Origin of the sequence: Enterobacter mori, assembly GCF_025244905.1 — a bacterium.
GTDB lineage: Bacteria > Pseudomonadota > Gammaproteobacteria > Enterobacterales > Enterobacteriaceae > Enterobacter > Enterobacter mori_A.
Genome location: NZ_CP104285.1, coordinates 310,782 through 328,093, shown reverse-complemented (window position 1 = coordinate 328,093; position 17,312 = coordinate 310,782). Strand labels below are relative to the sequence as shown.

At 55.3% G+C, this 17,312-nt stretch carries 16 protein-coding genes; 7 read left to right on the top strand and 9 right to left on the bottom strand.

Translation table 11 applies throughout. From position 1 onward, the window contains the following. Positions 1–3: 3 nt before the first annotated feature. The gene (locus N2K86_RS01570) at positions 4–678 is read left to right on the top strand and encodes a tetratricopeptide repeat protein (RefSeq protein WP_260660233.1); all 675 of its coding nucleotides are present in this window, start codon (positions 4–6) and stop codon (positions 676–678) included. Between the two features lie 84 nt (positions 679–762). Here the strand turns inward: N2K86_RS01570 and gltP are convergent, their stop codons facing one another. After that, positions 763–2,076 (bottom strand): glutamate/aspartate:proton symporter GltP, encoded by a 1,314-nt coding sequence (gene gltP / locus N2K86_RS01565; protein ID WP_089598629.1) that lies wholly within the window; start codon positions 2,074–2,076, stop codon positions 763–765. Positions 2,077–2,499: 423 nt separating this feature from the next. On the opposite strand from gltP, the gene acs reads away from it, so the two are divergent. The 3 genes from acs to actP all read left to right on the top strand — a co-directional run bounded on the left by acs (position 2,500) and on the right by actP (position 6,504). Continuing rightward, positions 2,500–4,458, top strand: a complete 1,959-nt coding sequence (acs, locus tag N2K86_RS01560; protein WP_260660232.1) for an acetate--CoA ligase — start codon at positions 2,500–2,502, stop codon at positions 4,456–4,458. A gap of 85 nt (positions 4,459–4,543) precedes the next feature. After that, on the top strand, positions 4,544–4,858 hold the full coding sequence (locus tag N2K86_RS01555; protein WP_042719161.1) for a DUF485 domain-containing protein: 315 nt from the start codon (positions 4,544–4,546) through the stop codon (positions 4,856–4,858). Next, complete coding sequence (actP, locus tag N2K86_RS01550) at positions 4,855–6,504, top strand: cation/acetate symporter ActP (RefSeq protein WP_260660231.1); 1,650 nt, start codon at positions 4,855–4,857, stop codon at positions 6,502–6,504. The genes N2K86_RS01555 and actP overlap by 4 nt, the downstream gene beginning before the upstream one ends. Positions 6,505–6,536: 32 nt before the next feature. Here the strand turns inward: actP and N2K86_RS01545 are convergent, their stop codons facing one another. Together N2K86_RS01545 and N2K86_RS01540 are read right to left on the bottom strand one after the other, a co-directional pair. After that, positions 6,537–7,226: an LrgB family protein gene (locus N2K86_RS01545; protein WP_260660230.1), complete on the bottom strand. Its 690-nt coding sequence runs from the start codon at positions 7,224–7,226 to the stop codon at positions 6,537–6,539. Then, positions 7,219–7,629 (bottom strand): CidA/LrgA family protein, encoded by a 411-nt coding sequence (locus N2K86_RS01540; RefSeq protein ID WP_260660229.1) that lies wholly within the window; start codon positions 7,627–7,629, stop codon positions 7,219–7,221. The genes N2K86_RS01545 and N2K86_RS01540 overlap by 8 nt, the downstream gene beginning before the upstream one ends. 102 nt (positions 7,630–7,731) lie before the next feature. Here N2K86_RS01540 and N2K86_RS01535 point away from each other — a divergent pair, with 102 nt between their 5' ends. Then, the gene (locus N2K86_RS01535) at positions 7,732–8,619 is read left to right on the top strand and encodes a LysR family transcriptional regulator (protein WP_260660228.1); all 888 of its coding nucleotides are present in this window, start codon (positions 7,732–7,734) and stop codon (positions 8,617–8,619) included. An 82-nt stretch (positions 8,620–8,701) separates the two neighbouring features. Here N2K86_RS01535 and N2K86_RS01530 read toward each other — a convergent pair whose 3' ends face one another. From N2K86_RS01530 to soxR, 4 genes are all read right to left on the bottom strand, one after another. Then, positions 8,702–10,348 carry a Na+/H+ antiporter gene (locus N2K86_RS01530; RefSeq protein WP_260660227.1) on the bottom strand — a complete coding sequence of 549 codons (1,647 nt, stop codon included), beginning with the start codon at positions 10,346–10,348 and terminating at the stop codon, positions 8,702–8,704. A 152-nt stretch (positions 10,349–10,500) separates the two neighbouring features. Continuing rightward, complete coding sequence (gene ghxP / locus N2K86_RS01525; RefSeq protein ID WP_260660226.1) at positions 10,501–11,850, bottom strand: guanine/hypoxanthine transporter GhxP; 1,350 nt, start codon at positions 11,848–11,850, stop codon at positions 10,501–10,503. A 298-nt stretch (positions 11,851–12,148) separates the two neighbouring features. Next, on the bottom strand, positions 12,149–12,820 hold the full coding sequence (locus N2K86_RS01520; protein WP_260660224.1) for a glutathione S-transferase family protein: 672 nt from the start codon (positions 12,818–12,820) through the stop codon (positions 12,149–12,151). 358 nt (positions 12,821–13,178) lie between these two features. Then, positions 13,179–13,637 (bottom strand): redox-sensitive transcriptional activator SoxR, encoded by a 459-nt coding sequence (soxR, locus tag N2K86_RS01515; RefSeq protein ID WP_089598624.1) that lies wholly within the window; start codon positions 13,635–13,637, stop codon positions 13,179–13,181. Between the two features lie 98 nt (positions 13,638–13,735). Between soxR and soxS the strand changes: the two genes are divergently transcribed. Then, entirely contained in the window at positions 13,736–14,062 is a 327-nt protein-coding gene (soxS, locus tag N2K86_RS01510) for a superoxide response transcriptional regulator SoxS (RefSeq protein ID WP_013095071.1), read from the top strand. A 6-nt stretch (positions 14,063–14,068) separates the two neighbouring features. Here soxS and N2K86_RS01505 read toward each other — a convergent pair whose 3' ends face one another. Beyond that, the gene (locus N2K86_RS01505) at positions 14,069–15,634 is read right to left on the bottom strand and encodes an EAL domain-containing protein (protein WP_260660223.1); all 1,566 of its coding nucleotides are present in this window, start codon (positions 15,632–15,634) and stop codon (positions 14,069–14,071) included. A gap of 656 nt (positions 15,635–16,290) precedes the next feature. On the opposite strand from N2K86_RS01505, the gene N2K86_RS01500 reads away from it, so the two are divergent. Then, a complete protein-coding gene (locus tag N2K86_RS01500; protein WP_008503385.1) occupies positions 16,291–16,572 on the top strand; it encodes a YjcB family protein in 282 nt (93 codons plus the stop codon). Positions 16,573–16,632: 60 nt separating this feature from the next. On the opposite strand, the gene ssb1 is transcribed toward N2K86_RS01500, so the two are convergent. Continuing rightward, positions 16,633–17,163 carry a single-stranded DNA-binding protein SSB1 gene (gene ssb1 / locus N2K86_RS01495; RefSeq protein WP_023310055.1) on the bottom strand — a complete coding sequence of 177 codons (531 nt, stop codon included), beginning with the start codon at positions 17,161–17,163 and terminating at the stop codon, positions 16,633–16,635. Positions 17,164–17,312 lie beyond the last annotated feature (149 nt).

Here is a 17,312-nt window from a genome sequence, read left to right as displayed (position 1 = left end):
TCCATGAAACGTATTTTTCTGTTGTTGTTACTTTTTACATCGCTTGTCCGTGCCGATGAGATTGGCAGCCAGTACAAAGAACAAGCTGAAGCGGGTGACGCCCGTGCCCAGTATTATTTGGCCGATACGTACTTTAGCTCCGGCGACAGCGAGCAAGCGGCGCTGTGGGCCGAGAAAGCCGCAAAAGGTGGTGATGTCGACGCCATGGGACTGCTCTCGCAAATCCTCTTTACCCAAGGAAATTATGCGCAAGCGAAGGCACTGGCGCAGCAGGCAACTATCGCGGGCAGCAAACGTGGCGCCATCATGCTGGCGCGCGTTCTTGTAAACACTCAGGCGGGGAAAACGGACTATCCGCAGGCTATCAAACTGCTGCAAACGGCTACCGAGGATATCGACAACGACTCCGCGGTTGATGCGCAACTGCTGCTGGGGCTGATTTATGCCAACGGCGTTGAAGTGGCGCAGGATGACGCTCAGGCAGCCGCGTGGTTTAAGCGCAGTTCGTCTCTGTCACGAACGGGCTACGCAGAATACTGGGCTGGGATGCTGTTCCAGCAGGGCGAGAAAGGCTTTATCACGCCAAATAAACAGAAAGCACTGTACTGGTTGAACCTGAGCTGTACGGAAGGGTTTGATACGGGATGCGAAGAGTTTGATGCGTTGAGCGGAGAGTAAACCATTGCCCGGTGGCGCTGCGCTTACCGGGCCTACGGCTCGTGTAGGCCGGGTAAGGCGAAGCCGCCACCCGGCTTTTTTACATCACTGGTCAGCCGTTTTATCAAAACGACCCAGCACCTCACGTTCATACGCCAGGGCTTTTTTACGGTCGAACTTGTGTTCCCACTTGGCGATAACCAGCACCGCCAGGGCATTCCCCACCACGTTCAGCGCGGTACGCGCCATGTCGAGAATACGGTCCACACCGGCGATAAACGCCAGACCTTCCAGCGGGATCCCGACGCTGCCAAGCGTCGCCAGCAGCACCACGAAGGAGACACCCGGAACACCTGCAATACCTTTGGATGTCACCATCAGGGTCAGAACCAGTACGATCTCCTGCCACAGCGACAGGTCAATGCCGTACAGCTGCGCAATAAAGATAGCGGCGATACTTTGGTACAGCGTTGAGCCGTCCAGGTTAAAGGAGTAGCCGGTCGGCACCACGAAGCTGGTAATAGAGGCAGGCGCGCCATAGGCTTCCATCTTCTCAATGATACGCGGCAGCACGCTCTCGGAGCTTGCCGTGGAGTACGCCAGAATCAGCTCATCCTTCAGGATGCGGATCAGGATCCAGATGCTCAGCCCGCACAGGCGCGCCACAATGCCCAGCACCACCAGCGCGAAGAACAGGATGGCGAAGTGCACCAGGATCACCAGCTTCGCCAGCGGCCACAGGGAGGCAAAACCGAAGTTCGCCACGGTCACCGCAATAAGCGCGAAGACCCCAACTGGCGCGTAACGCATCACCATGTGGGTCACTTTAAACATGGTTTCGGAGATAGAACGGAACACGGTGACCAGCGGCTCACGGTGCGTCGCTGGCAGGGAAGAAAGCCCCAGACCAAACAGCACCGAGAAGAAGATGATCGGCAGCATCTCACCCTTCGCCATCGACGCCACGATGTTGGTCGGCACCAGCGAAAGAATAGTACCCATCAGGCCGTGCGCGTGGCTCTGCACGTCAGCGGTGGTACTTTGGTATTTCGAAATATCCACCGTCGCCAGCTGCGACATATCGATCCCGGAACCTGGCTGAAACACGTTCGCCAGAGTAATACCGAGGATGATGGCAACCGTAGTGATCACTTCGAAATAGAGAATGGTTTTCGCACCGATGCGGCCTAACTGCTTCGCATCGCCGACGCCCGCAATACCGACCACCAGCGTCGAAATCACAATCGGCACAACAATCATCTTAATCAGATGAATAAAGATATCCCCTGCAGGTGAAAGCAGGTTCGCAATCAGCCACTCGCGGCTGTCGCTATGATAATGGAGGTAACTGCCCAGCAAGATGCCCAGCACAAGGGCGATTAAGATCTGCCAGGCAAGGCTGACTTTAACGTTTTTCATAGAAACTGACTTCCTCAATGAAGCGCCTTATTCACAAAAACTGCATGAATATGGAGACATACTGAAAGGGTATGAATTGTGTTGCGTTGGTTTATGGGATTTTTTAACGCGGCGTATGAGTATCATTTGCACGGCCTGTTGCGCAAGCCTTAAAGAACGACGCATTTCACTGGTAAAAGCGACGATGACGGGAGTTTATCACCATTCTGATAAATAACCTTTTGTTATAAAAACGCTTTTTTAACCGTAATTGTGAATAATCGTTAGCGTAAATTATTTCCCTTCAAATTTTCATTCGCTCATTTTTCAGCCTGGTCAAACAATGCGTGATCTGCCGCCCAAATACTAAACAAAGCTTGTAAAGCCCCTACAATTAACGTTTTTGCGACATATTATTAACATCTTACACGGAGAAAAAAAGCCATGAGCCAAATCCATAAACACGACATTCCCGCAAACATTGCGGACCGTTGCCTGATAAACCCGGAGCAGTACCACGAGAAGTATCAGCAATCCATCTCCAGCCCTGACCTCTTCTGGGGTGAGCAGGGCCATATCCTTGACTGGATCAAACCGTATCAGAAGGTGAAGAACACCTCCTTTGCCCCGGGTAACGTCTCCATTAAATGGTATGAAGACGGCACGCTGAACCTGGCGGCGAACTGCCTTGACCGCCATCTCGCCGAACGCGGCAACGAAACGGCCATTATCTGGGAAGGCGATGACGCCTCGCAGAGTAAACATATCACCTATAACGAACTCCATCGCGATGTCTGCCGCTTCGCCAACGTTTTGCTGGAACAAGGTATTAAAAAAGGCGACGTTGTTGCTATTTATATGCCAATGGTACCGGAAGCGGCGGTGGCTATGCTGGCCTGTGCGCGTATTGGCGCGATTCACTCGGTGATTTTCGGAGGGTTCTCGCCAGAAGCGGTTGCCGGACGTATTGTCGACTCAAGTTCCAAACTGGTGATCACGGCTGATGAAGGCGTGCGCGCCGGTCGCGGTATCCCCCTGAAGAAAAACGTCGACGAAGCGTTGAAAAACCCCAATGTGAAAACTATCAGCAACGTCATCGTCCTTAAGCGTACCGGCGGTAAAATCGACTGGAATGAAGGGCGCGATCTCTGGTGGAGCGACCTGATTGAAAACGCGAGCGACCAGCATCAACCGGAAGAGATGAACGCCGAGGATCCACTGTTCATTCTCTACACCTCCGGCTCAACCGGTAAGCCGAAAGGCGTGCTGCACACCACCGGCGGCTATCTGGTTTATGCGGCCACAACCTTTAAATACGTCTTCGACTACCATCCCGGCGACATCTACTGGTGTACCGCCGACGTGGGTTGGGTCACCGGACACAGCTACCTGCTGTACGGTCCGCTGGCCTGCGGTGCAACGACGCTGATGTTTGAAGGCGTACCGAACTGGCCGACCCCGGCGCGTATGTGCCAGGTGGTCGACAAGCACCAGGTTAACATTCTCTACACTGCGCCAACGGCGATCCGCGCGTTAATGGCGGAAGGCGATAAAGCCATCGAGGGCACCGACCGCTCATCATTGCGCATCCTCGGTTCCGTGGGTGAGCCAATCAACCCGGAAGCCTGGGAGTGGTACTGGAAGAAAATTGGCAACGAGAAATGCCCGGTGATGGACACCTGGTGGCAGACCGAAACCGGCGGCTTTATGATCACCCCTATGCCGGGCGCCACGCAGCTGAAGGCAGGTTCTGCAACCCGTCCGTTCTTCGGCGTGCAGCCTGCGCTGGTGGATAACGAAGGCAATCCGCAGGAAGGGGCCACCGAAGGCAACCTGGTGATCGTCGACTCCTGGCCGGGTCAGGCACGCACGCTGTTTGGCGACCACGAGCGCTTCGAGCAGACCTACTTCTCGACCTTTAAAAACATGTACTTCAGCGGCGACGGCGCGCGTCGTGATGAAGACGGCTATTACTGGATCACCGGACGCGTGGATGACGTGCTGAACGTTTCCGGCCACCGTCTGGGCACCGCGGAGATAGAGTCCGCGCTGGTGTCGCATCCGAAAATTGCCGAAGCCGCCGTTGTCGGTATTCCGCACAACATCAAAGGCCAGGCGATTTACGCCTATGTCACCCTGAACCACGGCGAAGAGCCGTCGCCAGAGCTGTATACCGAGGTGCGCAACTGGGTGCGTAAAGAGATCGGCCCGCTGGCGACGCCGGATGTGCTGCACTGGACTGATTCTCTGCCGAAAACGCGCTCCGGGAAGATTATGCGCCGTATCCTGCGCAAAATCGCGGCAGGGGACACCAGCAACCTCGGTGATACCTCAACGCTCGCGGATCCTGGCGTGGTGGACAAACTGCTCGAAGAGAAGCAGGCCATCGCGATGCCTTCATAAAATTCTCCCTCTCCCCTCACCCTAACCCTCTCCCCATAGGGGAGAGGGGATAAAACAAACCAACCTTACCTTTGGAGACTCTGTGATGAATAACGATATTTGTCAGCAGATAGAGAATAGTGCGCACTACAGGGAGCTCGTCGATAAGCGGCAACGGTTTGCCTTCTTACTTTCCATCATCATGCTGGTTATCTACGTCGGCTTTATTCTGCTCATCGCCTTCGCCCCGCACTGGCTGGGTACCCCGCTGCACGCGGGTACCAGCGTGACGCGCGGTATTCCCATTGGCATCGGCGTGATTGTCATTTCGTTTGTGCTGACCGGCGTATACGTCTGGCGTGCGAACGGTGAATTTGATCGTCTTAATAAAGCGGTTCTGCATGAGGTAAAAGCATCATGAAGCGAGTCCTGACGGCGCTTGCCGCCACACTTCCCTTTGCTGCCCATGCGGCGGACGCCATTACCGGCGAGGTCCAGCGTCAGCCAACCAACTGGCAGGCGATTGTGATGTTCCTGATTTTCGTTCTGTTGACGCTGTATATCACCTACTGGGCGTCAAAACGCGTGCGTTCCCGTAACGATTACTACACCGCGGGCGGCAACATTACCGGCTTCCAGAACGGGCTGGCGATTGCGGGTGACTTTATGTCCGCCGCCTCGTTCCTCGGGATCTCCGCGCTGGTCTATACCTCCGGCTATGACGGTCTGATCTACTCCCTCGGCTTCCTCGTCGGCTGGCCGATCATTCTGTTCCTGATTGCCGAACGCTTACGTAACCTGGGACGCTACACCTTCGCTGACGTGGCATCCTATCGCCTGAAGCAGGGGCCAATTCGTACCCTCTCCGCCTGCGGCTCGCTGGTGGTGGTGGCGCTGTACCTGATCGCCCAGATGGTGGGCGCGGGCAAGCTTATTGAACTGCTGTTTGGCCTGAACTACCACGTCGCGGTAGTGCTGGTCGGCGTGCTGATGGTGATGTACGTCCTGTTCGGCGGCATGCTGGCGACCACCTGGGTGCAGATCATCAAAGCCGTCCTGCTGCTGTTCGGCGCCAGCTTTATGGCCTTTATGGTGATGAAGCACGTCGGCTTCAGCTTCAATAACCTGTTTACCGAAGCGATGGCGGTCCATCCGAAAGGGGAAGCGATCATGAGCCCTGGCGGGCTGGTGAAAGACCCGATATCCGCGCTCTCTCTCGGTCTCGGCCTGATGTTCGGCACCGCGGGTCTGCCGCATATCCTGATGCGCTTCTTTACCGTGAGCGATGCGCGTGAAGCACGTAAAAGCGTCTTCTATGCCACCGGCTTTATGGGTTACTTCTACATTCTGACCTTTATTATCGGCTTTGGCGCCATCATGCTGGTGGGGGCGAACCCGGCGTTTAAGGACGCGGCGGGCGCGCTGATTGGCGGTAACAACATGGCGGCGGTGCACCTGGCCGACGCGGTAGGCGGGAACCTGTTCCTCGGCTTTATCTCTGCCGTGGCCTTCGCCACCATTCTGGCGGTGGTTGCGGGGCTGACGCTGGCCGGAGCCTCTGCGGTGTCGCATGACCTCTACGCCAACGTCATCCGCAAAGGCGCGAGCGAGCGCGATGAGCTGAAGGTCTCGAAAATCACCGTGCTAGTGCTGGGCGTGGTGGCGATCCTGCTGGGGATCCTGTTCGAGAAGCAGAACATTGCCTTTATGGTGGGGCTGGCCTTCTCGATTGCGGCAAGCTGCAACTTCCCCATCATCCTGCTCTCCATGTACTGGTCAAAACTGACCACCCGTGGGGCGATGATTGGCGGCTGGCTGGGCCTGCTGACGGCGGTGATCCTGATGATTCTGGGCCCAACCATCTGGGTGCAGATCCTCGGTCATACAAGCGCCATCTTCCCGTACGAATACCCGGCGCTGTTCTCCATTGCCGTGGCGTTTATCGGGATCTGGTTCTTCTCCGCTACTGACAACTCGCCGGAGGGCAATCTGGAGCGTGAGAAATTCCGCGCCCAGTTTATCCGTTCACAAACCGGTCTTGGCGTTGAACAGGGCCGCGCGCACTAAACCTTTCTCCCTGGCTATTCTGGCCGGGGAGCTTAAAACATCACCCACGCCACCAGCGGTGCAACCAGCACCATCACCACGCCCGACAGCATCATCACCAGGCTCGCGACCACGCCCTCCTGCTGGCCCAGCTCATACGAACGCGCCGTGCCCGCGCCGTGCGACGCCGCGCCGAACCCTGCCCCTTTCGCCATGCCTTCGCGAATGGAAAGCCGCAGAAAGAGCACATCGCCCACCGCCATGCCAAACACGCCCGTCACCACCACAAACAGCGCCACCAGATCCGGCTGCCCGCCGAGGGGTTTGGCCGCCGCCAGCGCAAACGGCGTGGTCACCGAGCGCACGGCGAGGCTGCGCTGAATTTCATCGGACAGGGTAAACAGCCGCGCCAGCCAGACGGAGCTGCACACTGCTACCACCGTAGCGGTGATCACACCCGCGCTGAGCGACATCCAGTGACGTTTGATAATCGCCAGGTTGTCGTAGACGGGGACGGCAAAAGCGATGGTCGCCGGGCCGAGCAGCCACAGCAGCCAGTGAGATTCACCAATGTAGTTTTGCCAGGAGATATGGCCGAAGACCAGCATCAGCACCAGCAGGATCGGCGTGAAGACCAGCGGCATCAGCGGCAGGGCGTGAAAGCGGCGATACAGTCGCTTGTTGGCAAAGTAGATCACCAGTGTGGCAACCAGGCACAGCACGCTAATCTGAAAGTTAGTCATGCTTCTGCCTGCTGATTTCAAAGCGATAGACTTTATCCACCACCCAGGCCGTCGTCCCCAGCACCATCAGCGTGCTTAACGCGATCACCGCAAAGATGCGCCACCCGTCGACCATCAGCAGCTGCGCGTAGTTCACTACCGCTACCACGGCAGGGACAAAGAACAGCAGCATTTCTGCCAGCAGCCAGCGCGCCCCGGCGCGTACCCAGTTAAGGGGGATCACGCGACAGAGAATAAGCGTCAGCATCAGCAGCATACCGACAAGATTGGCAGGTAGCGGCAGATGGAGCCAGCCGACGAGATATTCAGCGAAAACAAACAGTCCCGCATAGAGCAGTACCTGAACCGGTACCTGGAGTCGTTGCACAACGGCAGGCGTAACACGGCTTAACGCCACGGCCATGGAGGGTTTCCTCAAAAATGAGACGAGGCGCCAGTATAGAGACCGCACGGTGTGGACTGAAATGAATTAAAATCATCGAAGGTATAGTTTCGAGGAATAATCATGGACATAAGAACGCTGCGCTATTTTGTCGAAGTGGTTCGCCAGCAAAGTTTTACCCGCGCAGCGGAGAAGTTGTTCGTTACCCAGCCTACTATCAGCAAGATGCTGAAAAACCTCGAAGACGAGCTGAACTGTACTCTTCTGATCCGCGACGGGCGCAAACTCCTGCTGACCGATACCGGACGCGTGGTGTTCGAACGCGGGCTGGCGATTCTGGCGGAGTTCCGTCAGCTGGAAGCGGAGCTGGGCGACATCAATCACCTGACGAAAGGGGTGCTTCGCCTCGGCATTCCGCCAATGGTGGGGATGATGATGGCCGGGCCGATTAGCCTGTTCCGCCAGCGTTATCCCGGCGTTGAGCTGAAAATTTCAGAATTTGGCGGCTTAACCGTCCAGCAGGCGGTCACCAACGGCGATCTGGACGTGGCAATGACCGCCCTTCCCGTTGAGGAGGAGAGCGGACTGGCGACGCTACCGCTCTTTAGCCACCCGCTGTGCGTGCTGGTGCCGCGCTCCGGTGACTGGTTAAAGATTGACTCGGTCAAACCTGAGCTGCTCGGCGAACACCCGTTGCTGATATACAACGAAGACTTCGCCTTAAGCCGTCAGCTAATGACCCTGTTTAGCCACCATAACGTGAAGCCGCGCATCGCGGTACGTAGCGGCCAGTGGGATTTTCTGGCGGCGATGGTGCAGGCCGGCGTGGGGATAGCCATTCTGCCGCAGCCTATCTGCGAGCGGCTGGATAAAAACACGCTGCGCTGGATCCCGCTGGAGAGCGACCTGCACTGGCAACTGGGGATGATCTGGCGTGAAGGGGTGTATCTGTCGCACAGCGCACAGGCGTGGCTGGAGTGTTGTGAGGGGTTTTGGGTGCGGTCTGAATAGTGCCGGGTGGCGGCTTCGCCTTACCCGGCCTACGGTTCAAACGCAGGCCCGGTAAGCGCAGCGCCACCGGGCAATTACAGCGCTACTGATTCTCTATCAACAGCGCTTCCAGCAGGTCCAGATCGTGCAGCAGCTTTTGCAGCGTCTCGTTGCTGATCTGGCGCGTGGCGCGCAGGTGATACAGTTCGGCACGCTCGGAGCGCAGCGCCGCCAGACGGAACCGGCGCTCAAGGTTCTCCTCCTGCAGCGAGCTTTCCACGTCGTTACGCCCGTCGGCCCGACGACGCAGGTTACCAATCACGCGGGAACTCACTTCCGTCAGCAGCTGATTATCAATGTTCTCTTCCGCATCCGCGGCCAGACGCTCTTCCATCTTCTGGATAGCCACAATTGCCACTTCGGCCGTCGCCGCCCGGGCAATACGCTCCTCCTTGTGCTGCTGAGTGGAATCACCCGCGTCGATATGCTGCAGCAATATCGGCAGCATAATCACGCCGACAAACAGTGAGAAGAGAATGACGCCAGCGGCCAGGAACACCAGTTCGTAACGCGCCGGGAAGACATCCCCCGTTGGCAGCAGCAGCGGAATGGAGAGGACACCGGCAAGGGTGATCGCCCCGCGCACGCCCGCAAAAGAGGCAATCAGCAGCTCACGCGTTGACCACGAACCGAACTCCATCGGCTTTTTGGTCAGGAAGCGCACGCTGAATTTTTTCATCGTCCACAGCCAGCCAAAACGCACCAGCATCAGCGCCATATAAATCAGCACGATATCGGTGAAGAGCAGCCAGGTTTCAACGTTCGGATCGGCCTCAGCCGCCACCAGCGAGGTCTCCAGAATGCCGGGCAACTGCAGGCCCAACAGCAGGAATACCATGCCGTTAAACACGAATTCGAGCATCGCCCAGGTACTGTTTGCACGCAGGCGCATCGCCAGCGGCGCGCGGCGCATCACGCCGGAGCGGGTGATGGTCATCCCTGCCGCCACTGCCGCCAGAATGCCCGACACGCCGATGTGTTCAGCAATCAGGTAGGAAGCAAACGGCAGCAGGAACAGCAGAACGATTTGCGTTGCAGGTTCATCACCGCCCCAGCGGCTGAGGAAGCGCAAGGAGCGACCGTACAGCCAGCTCACCACGAAGCCAGCCAAAATGCCGCCAATCGCCACCTTAAAGAATTCCAGGGTCGCACCGCCGACGGTAAAGACCATGGTGCCCATGGCTACCGCCACGGCAAATTTCAGTGCGACCAGACCGGAGGCGTCGTTCATCAGCGCCTCGCCCTGCAAAATCCCCATGATTTTCTTCGGAATACGGCCTTCGCCCACAATGCCGGAAAGCGCCACGGCATCGGTTGGCGACAGCACGGCGGCCAGCGCAAAGGCAGGTATTAACGGAATGCCCGGCACCATCCAGTAGATCAGGAAGCCAATCCCGACCACGGTAACAACCACCAGCGCCAGCGCGAGGCCGAAGATCTCGCGGCCGTGCTCCAGAAATTCGCGCGTGGGGGTTTTCCAGCCGTCGGCGAACAGCAGCGGCGGGATAAACAGCACGAGGAACAGTTCCGGGTCGAACTCGACGTGCAGGCCAAACGTCGGCCACGCCAGCAGCGCACCGATGGCAATTTGCATTAATGGCAGGGGAATTTGAAAGGGCAGTACGCGTGTAACCACCCCGGATAGCGAGACCACAAGGGTCATGATGAGTATTGTGAAGAAGATTTCCATGCGTTCCCTGTTTGCTGTGTTGCTTATAAGCCAAACCTAAGGCGTCGTGCCTTTTATTCTATCTTCTCCAGAGTAACGCAAAAGGCAACGGGATGAGTCCTGAAAATAAAAACGGGCGGCCTGAGCCACCCGTTTTCGCATCAATGGACAACTTAGATTGCCCAGCCACCCGCGTAGAACGCCACCAGTGCGATGGCGATAACGACGGTGCCGATGTTCAGCTTGCGCCATTCACCCGAGACCAGACGACCAATCACCAGCGAGGCGAAACCGATCATAATGCCGGTCACGATGTTGCAGGTCAGCACGATAAAGACTGCGGTGATCAGGCCGGACATCGCATCCACGAAGTCTGCAAAATCGATTTTCGCCACGTTGCTCAGCATCAGCAGGCCGACGTACATCAGCGCAGGCGCGGTCGCATAAGCCGGGACCAGATAAGAGAGCGGAGAGAGGAACAGGATCAGCAGGAACAGCACGCCGACGGTGATCGCCGTCAGACCGGTTTTACCGCCTGCCGCCGTACCCGCTGCGGACTCGATGTACACCGCCGCAGGTGCCGCACCTACCAGACCAGAGAAGACGCTGCTCAGGGAGTCAGTGGTCAGCGCTTTGCCACCGTCGATAATCTGGCCGTCTTTATCCAGCAGGTTTGCCTGACCGGCCACTGCGCGGATGGTACCGGTCGCGTCAAACACGGCGGTCATCACCAGTGCCAGCACGCTTGGCAGGATCACCGGATTCAGCGCGCCGACAATATCCAGGCTGCCAATCAGGGAGTTGCCTTTGTCATCGCTCAGGGACGGCATGGCGAAGATACCGGAGAAGTGCACGGTCGGGTCGAAGATCAGGCCTACAATCGAAATGCCGATAATGGTCAGCAGAATGCCGCCCGGCACTTTCAGTTTTTCCAGACCGATAATTACCGCCAGACCAATCAGGGACATGATCACCGGGAAGCTGGCGAAGTTGCCCAGCGCCACCGGCAGGCCGTCCAGCGGGTTCTTAATCACCAGGCCCACGCCGTTCGCGGCGATCAGCAGCAGGAACAGGCCGATACCAATGCCGGTACCGTGCGCCACGCCCTGCGGAAGATTGCGCAAAATCCAGCTACGAATGCCGGTGGCGGAAATCACGGTAAACAGCACGCCCATCAGGAACACGGCACCGAGCGCAACGGGCACGCTGATGTGCTGACCCAGCACCAGGCTAAACGCGGTAAAGGCAGTCAGCGAGATGGCACAGCCTATCGCCAGAGGCAGGTTCGCCCACAGGCCCATCACGATAGAGCCAACACCGGCCACCAGACAGGTCGCAACAAAGACAGCCGCAGGCGGGAAGCCCGCTTTGCCCAGCATGCCCGGAACAACGATGACGGAGTACACCATCGCCAGAAACGTCGTCAGACCAGCAACGACTTCCTGGCGCACGGTGCTACCGCGAGCTGAAATTTTAAAGATGGCGTCAAGCGAACCGCCGGTACGCGCAGATGGCGTAGACATAGAAAACATCCCCTGAGAGTTTTTATAGAACGTTCATAAGCGTGGTGGAGACGCCACTGCCAGCTATAACGTCAAATCCATGTCTTGCGTTTGCGACAAAAGGGGCGTCACAAAAAAAGCAAACGTTTAGCTCCGCGCTTACGAAACGGGTGGTCAAATTAAGGCAAACGATTATCTAGCCTAATCCCCGCCCTTTTCAACTGAACTTTCTCGTTTTTCGCTAAAATTCCCTTATGACGATGAAGAAATAAACAGACGATGCGCAAACGTTATCGTCTATGCGCAATTTAGTAACATTTCACCCTTCGCCAGGGATAGTGAGCGGCCCGCCCTGTTCGAGTGTTTTTTGCCAGCCGGGCCGGTTTTCGACCTTTTTCTTCCAGGCATGGGTATGCGGGAGGTGTTCAACGCCACCGCGCGCCAGCAGGGCAAAGATCGGAAAACTCATCTGAATATCGGCCATGCTGAGCGTGTCACCGGCAAACCAACTGTTTTCTGAAAGGTGCGATTCGATAAAACGCGCATGGGTTTCCAGCTGGCGGTTGAGGTAAGCTTTTTGCACTCCCTGCCCTAGCGCTTTCCCCAGCGTGCGCATCCCAAACGGCACGGGGGGTTTGCCCAGGCTGTTAAAAACCAGCTTCATTAACAGCAATGGCATAAGGGAACCTTCTGCGTAGTGCAGCCAGAAACGATATTGCACCTTGTGGGCAGGATCCCGCGGTTTAAGGTGTGATTCTGCGTCGTAGGTTTCCTGGAGATACTCCAGAATGGCACCGGACTCGGCAAGGATCAGCCCGTTATCTTCAATGACCGGTGATTTGCCCAGCGGATGCACTTTTTTGAGAGACTCAGGCGCCAGCATGGTTTTTTCACGCTGGTAATGAACGATCTCATAAGGCAGGGCAAGTTCTTCCAGCGCCCAGATCACGCGGTGCGAGCGTGACTGGCTAAGGTGATGTACCGTGAGCATGATTGTCTCCTGTAATTCATACTTTCTAACTATAGAAAATCGAACAACATCGCGAAAAAATTTTGGCTAAAAAGAAACCCACTGCGCTGGCGAAAATCGGGGTCTTGCATAGAATTAAAGTGTCAGCACAAACCGGAACCTCCCCAACTTGCTCGACATGAGGGGTGCTGACGTCGGGGGAAACCCTCCCGTGAACCAGCGGGATAGAGAGAAAGACAAAGACCGGGAAAAACTAAAGCGCCCTTTGTGGCGCTTTAGTTCTTTATTGTGCTTTTTGCCGGGTGGCGCTTCGCTTACCCAGCCTACGTTCTCGGTTTTGTAGGCCGAGTAGGAGCTGCCGCCACCCGGCAAACCGATTTCAATCCTCTTCCAGCAACCGCGCGCCCGTACCCTGCTCGCCCAGCCTGTCGCCGGGGTTACGCAACGGGCAGTCGCTGCGAGATAAACACCCACAGCCAATACAGCCATCCAGTTCGTCACGCAGCACGACCAGTGTGTGAATGCGTCGGTCAAGCTCTTCACGCCACTGGGACGACAGCTCTTTCCACTCTTTCGGGCTAAGCGTGTGTCCTTCCGGCAGCACGCCGAACGCATCGCCGATGGTGGCCAGGGGGATTCCGATTCGTTGCGCAATTTTGATAATCGCCACATAGCGGAGCACGTCGCGGGTGTAACGCCGCTGGTTTCCGGCATTACGGATACTCTTAATTAACCCTTTGCTTTCATAGAAGTGGAGCGCCGACACCGCAACGCCGCTGCGCTTTGCCACTTCACCGGGGGTTAGGAGCGCTTTAATTCGCGGCAATCTCTTTTCCATAAAACCTCTTTACCTCAAGTTAACTTGAGGAATTATACTCCCCCGCAGAGAAAACGACGAATCCACCAGGATAGATGTATCTACAGAGGGGCAACCTTATGTCGCATCAGCAAATTATTCAGACGCTTATTGAATGGATTGATGAACATATCGACCAACCGTTGAACATTGATGTGGTCGCTAAAAAATCGGGCTATTCGAAATGGTATTTACAGAGAATGTTCCGCACCGTCATGCATCAGACGCTGGGTGAGTACATTCGCCAGCGCAGACTGCTGCTGGCAGCGCAGGCGCTACGTTCGACGCAACGGCCTATTTTTGATATCGCGATGGATCTTGGCTATGTCTCGCAACAAACCTTTTCCCGCGTGTTTCGTCGTGAATTTGACCGCACGCCGAGCGATTACCGCCATCAGTTGAATTAATGTGTATCAGTGCAAAGGTTGCTGCTGCCAGGCCATAAATTCCTGGGGCGGCATCGCTTTCGCGAAGTGCCATCCCTGACAATACTGCACGCCACGCTTCAACAGCCAGCTGACCTGCTCTGCCGTTTCCACACCTTCCGCGATGGTTTTAAGACGCAAACTTTGCGCCATCTCGATGATGTGCTCGGCAATCAGGTGGCTGGTGCTGTTGGTCGTTAAGGTATCGATAAAGGATTTATCGATTTTCAGGATATCGACATTCAGCGAATAAAGGTTATGCAGGTTGGAATAACCGGTCCCGAAATCATCGATGGCCACTTCATAGCCCGCCTGACGGAAAGCCTGAATAACGGGTGTGGTTTTAGGAACATCAATAAACCCGCGTTCCGTCACTTCAATCTTTATCTGCTGCGCGCGCACGGCATAGTGCCTGGCCTTGTCCGAGATCATCGCGATCAGGCGCGAAGAGTGAAAATCAGTCGCCGACAGGTTAATGGAAATATAGAGATCGGGATGCGTCGCCAGGAAATGCCCCAGATCGCTGAATACCTCTTCGACGACGTAATCCGTAATACGTTCGCTCATGCCCTCTTTTTCCGCCAGCGGGATAAATTCCACCGGACTCATCACCTGTCCGTTAAAGCCAGGCCAGCGCAGTAACGCTTCTGCCCCCACGCACCGATTATTTTTAATATCAATAATTGGCTGATAATGGACGCAAAGCTGGCGCTTATTCAGCGCACGATGCAGCAACCGGCCTGGGGAGTTGAGTTCACGGTGGGTGCGTGACCACACCAGAAGAATAATAATGCTGCAGATCATCCCCAGCGGCAGCGTCAGTGTGGCCTGATGATAAAGCGTTTCATAAAAGCGTGTATTCGATGTGGAGACGATGGCTGCGATGGGGCGTTTATCGGATTTAACGATGGTATAAAAACGGTCATCTTTTTGAAATGTCGATTCCTTATCCCGGATTAGCGTATTCAATAATGTAATATTGGCCTGCTGGCTGACGGAAAAGAATGCATTAGTTACCGTGTCGTACACCCCCCACGACAGAGAATGATCGGCTGACATCACTTCACTGTAAGAAAGCGGATTGACCACCACAACATAATTACCACGCTGCATATATGTCATTTTATACCCTGTAAAAAATGGCGTATCGCGATAATAATAGATGGCAATGTCGGGTTTACGTTTGTAATTGGCGACAGAAATCAGATAGGGCTGGTCGGGGGTAAAAACGGTTGAACAAAGAAAACGTTGGCCTTGTGCATAAATTAAATCGGCGACGAAAAGACGACCACGAACCACATTCAACATATATTGCCGGTGCTCAGGTGTACACAGTTTACCCTGATATTGTTCAGCGCCATCGCGTGCTAAATCAACCTGTTGAATGACAAGTTCTGTTTTGTCTAACGCCAGTCCAGCAAATGTGCGTAGTTGGGCGCTTGTTTCCGACACGGCTCTGAGCTGGGCAAACCATAGCGCAAGCATCACCGGTAGCATAACTACCATGATGATCCCTACCCCCCTGAGCATCTTGCGCCGCGCGCTACGATTCATTTCCCGCCCTATATCCCTGCATGTTGTACGCCTGTAGTAATGAAGGCCGGATGCTTTGATAAACAGATGATTACGTTGCATGAATCATGCGAAGTTAGCAACCGACTTTTAGTATTAAAAATCTTAAAATTGGTTATGACGATAATATTTTCCCGTAAGCTAAACTAAAAGTATTCGTTCCGTTTCAATTAAGGAAAATAATTATCCAGTACAGGCGGGAGGTTTTAGCTAGCACAACAGCGGATCATTGATTAAACCAAACTTCTGGCCGCATGAAAAAAGAACAAGATGAACATGAAATTTCGTGATAATTGTTCCCCTCTGCTTCGTGGTTTGATTTATTAATAATCAAACGCAACCAGCATATTTTTATGAAGGGCGTAAAAATAACGCTTCACTTGCCAGGAAAATGGCTGACCAGACATGTCTCTTGCGCAAGCCTCGTGATCCCCTCTCTCGCCGCACTTGCCCTGGCGGACGGTGCGTTGAGGCGTCAGCCTCGCTTACAAAGATATATTCTCCATGGTGATAAATCGCCCATTTTTCCACGCCGTGATGCTGGCGAATAAAACAGCAAGTGTGATATAGTTCACATATCTTGTGTAACGAGAAACATTGTTTCATTTCAGTTCGTCTGTTTTGTCGAGGATGGGTTTATGGCGACCATTACTACCAGCATGGTTCTCCTGCGCTGGCCATTGTTAAGTGCGGTGTTGATGTTTTTAGCCAGCACGCTGAACATTCAGTTTCGTAAATCTGACTACGCTGGCCTTGCGGTGATCAGCACCCTGCTGGGGCTGGGCGCAGCCTGCTGGTTTGCAACGGGTCTGCTTGGCATTACCCTGCTGGATATCGCTGCCGTTTGGGAAAATATAAAAGTGGTGATGGTGGAAGCCATGAGCCACACGCCGCCAGACTGGCCGATGGTGATTACCTGATCCCTTCATCAATAAAAAAACCCAGACGATGTCTGGGTTTTTTGTTTTCGCGTCCGTGGATCAGAACGGAATGTCGTCGTCGAAATCCATTGGCGGTTCGTTAGACGGGGCCGGAGCAGACTGCTGCTGCGGACGAGACTGCGCGCCGCCGCTGAACTGGTTGCCGCCCTGCGGCTGCTGAGGCTGACCCCAACCGCCCTGCTGCTGGCTCTGACCGCCACCTGCCGGTGCGCCACCGCCCTGACGGCCACCCAGCATCTGCATGGTGCCACCCACGTTCACCACGACTTCCGTGGTGTACTTCTCAGCGCCGGACTGATCGGTCCATTTGCGGGTACGCAGCTGGCCTTCGATATAGACCTGAGAACCTTTACGCAGATACTCACCGGCCACTTCGGCCAGTTTGCCAAACAGCACAACGCGGTGCCATTCGGTCTGCTCTTTCATCTCACCGGTCGCTTTATCACGCCAGGATTCGGAAGTAGCCAGCGTAATGTTGGCAACTGCGCCACCACTCGGCATGTAGCGTACTTCCGGGTCCTGGCCCAGATTACCGACGAGAATCACCTTGTTTACGCCTCTGCTGGCCATGTTCGTGTCTCCTGAATACGTTTCTTAATAGTGTAAACGCGCGAGTGTACCATTTCCACGCGGCAATTTGCATAGTTGCGTAGTTGGTTCAGAAATCTCTCGCGAACTCGACATTGTTACACAGCCAATCAGAAAATGCATTCCAATAC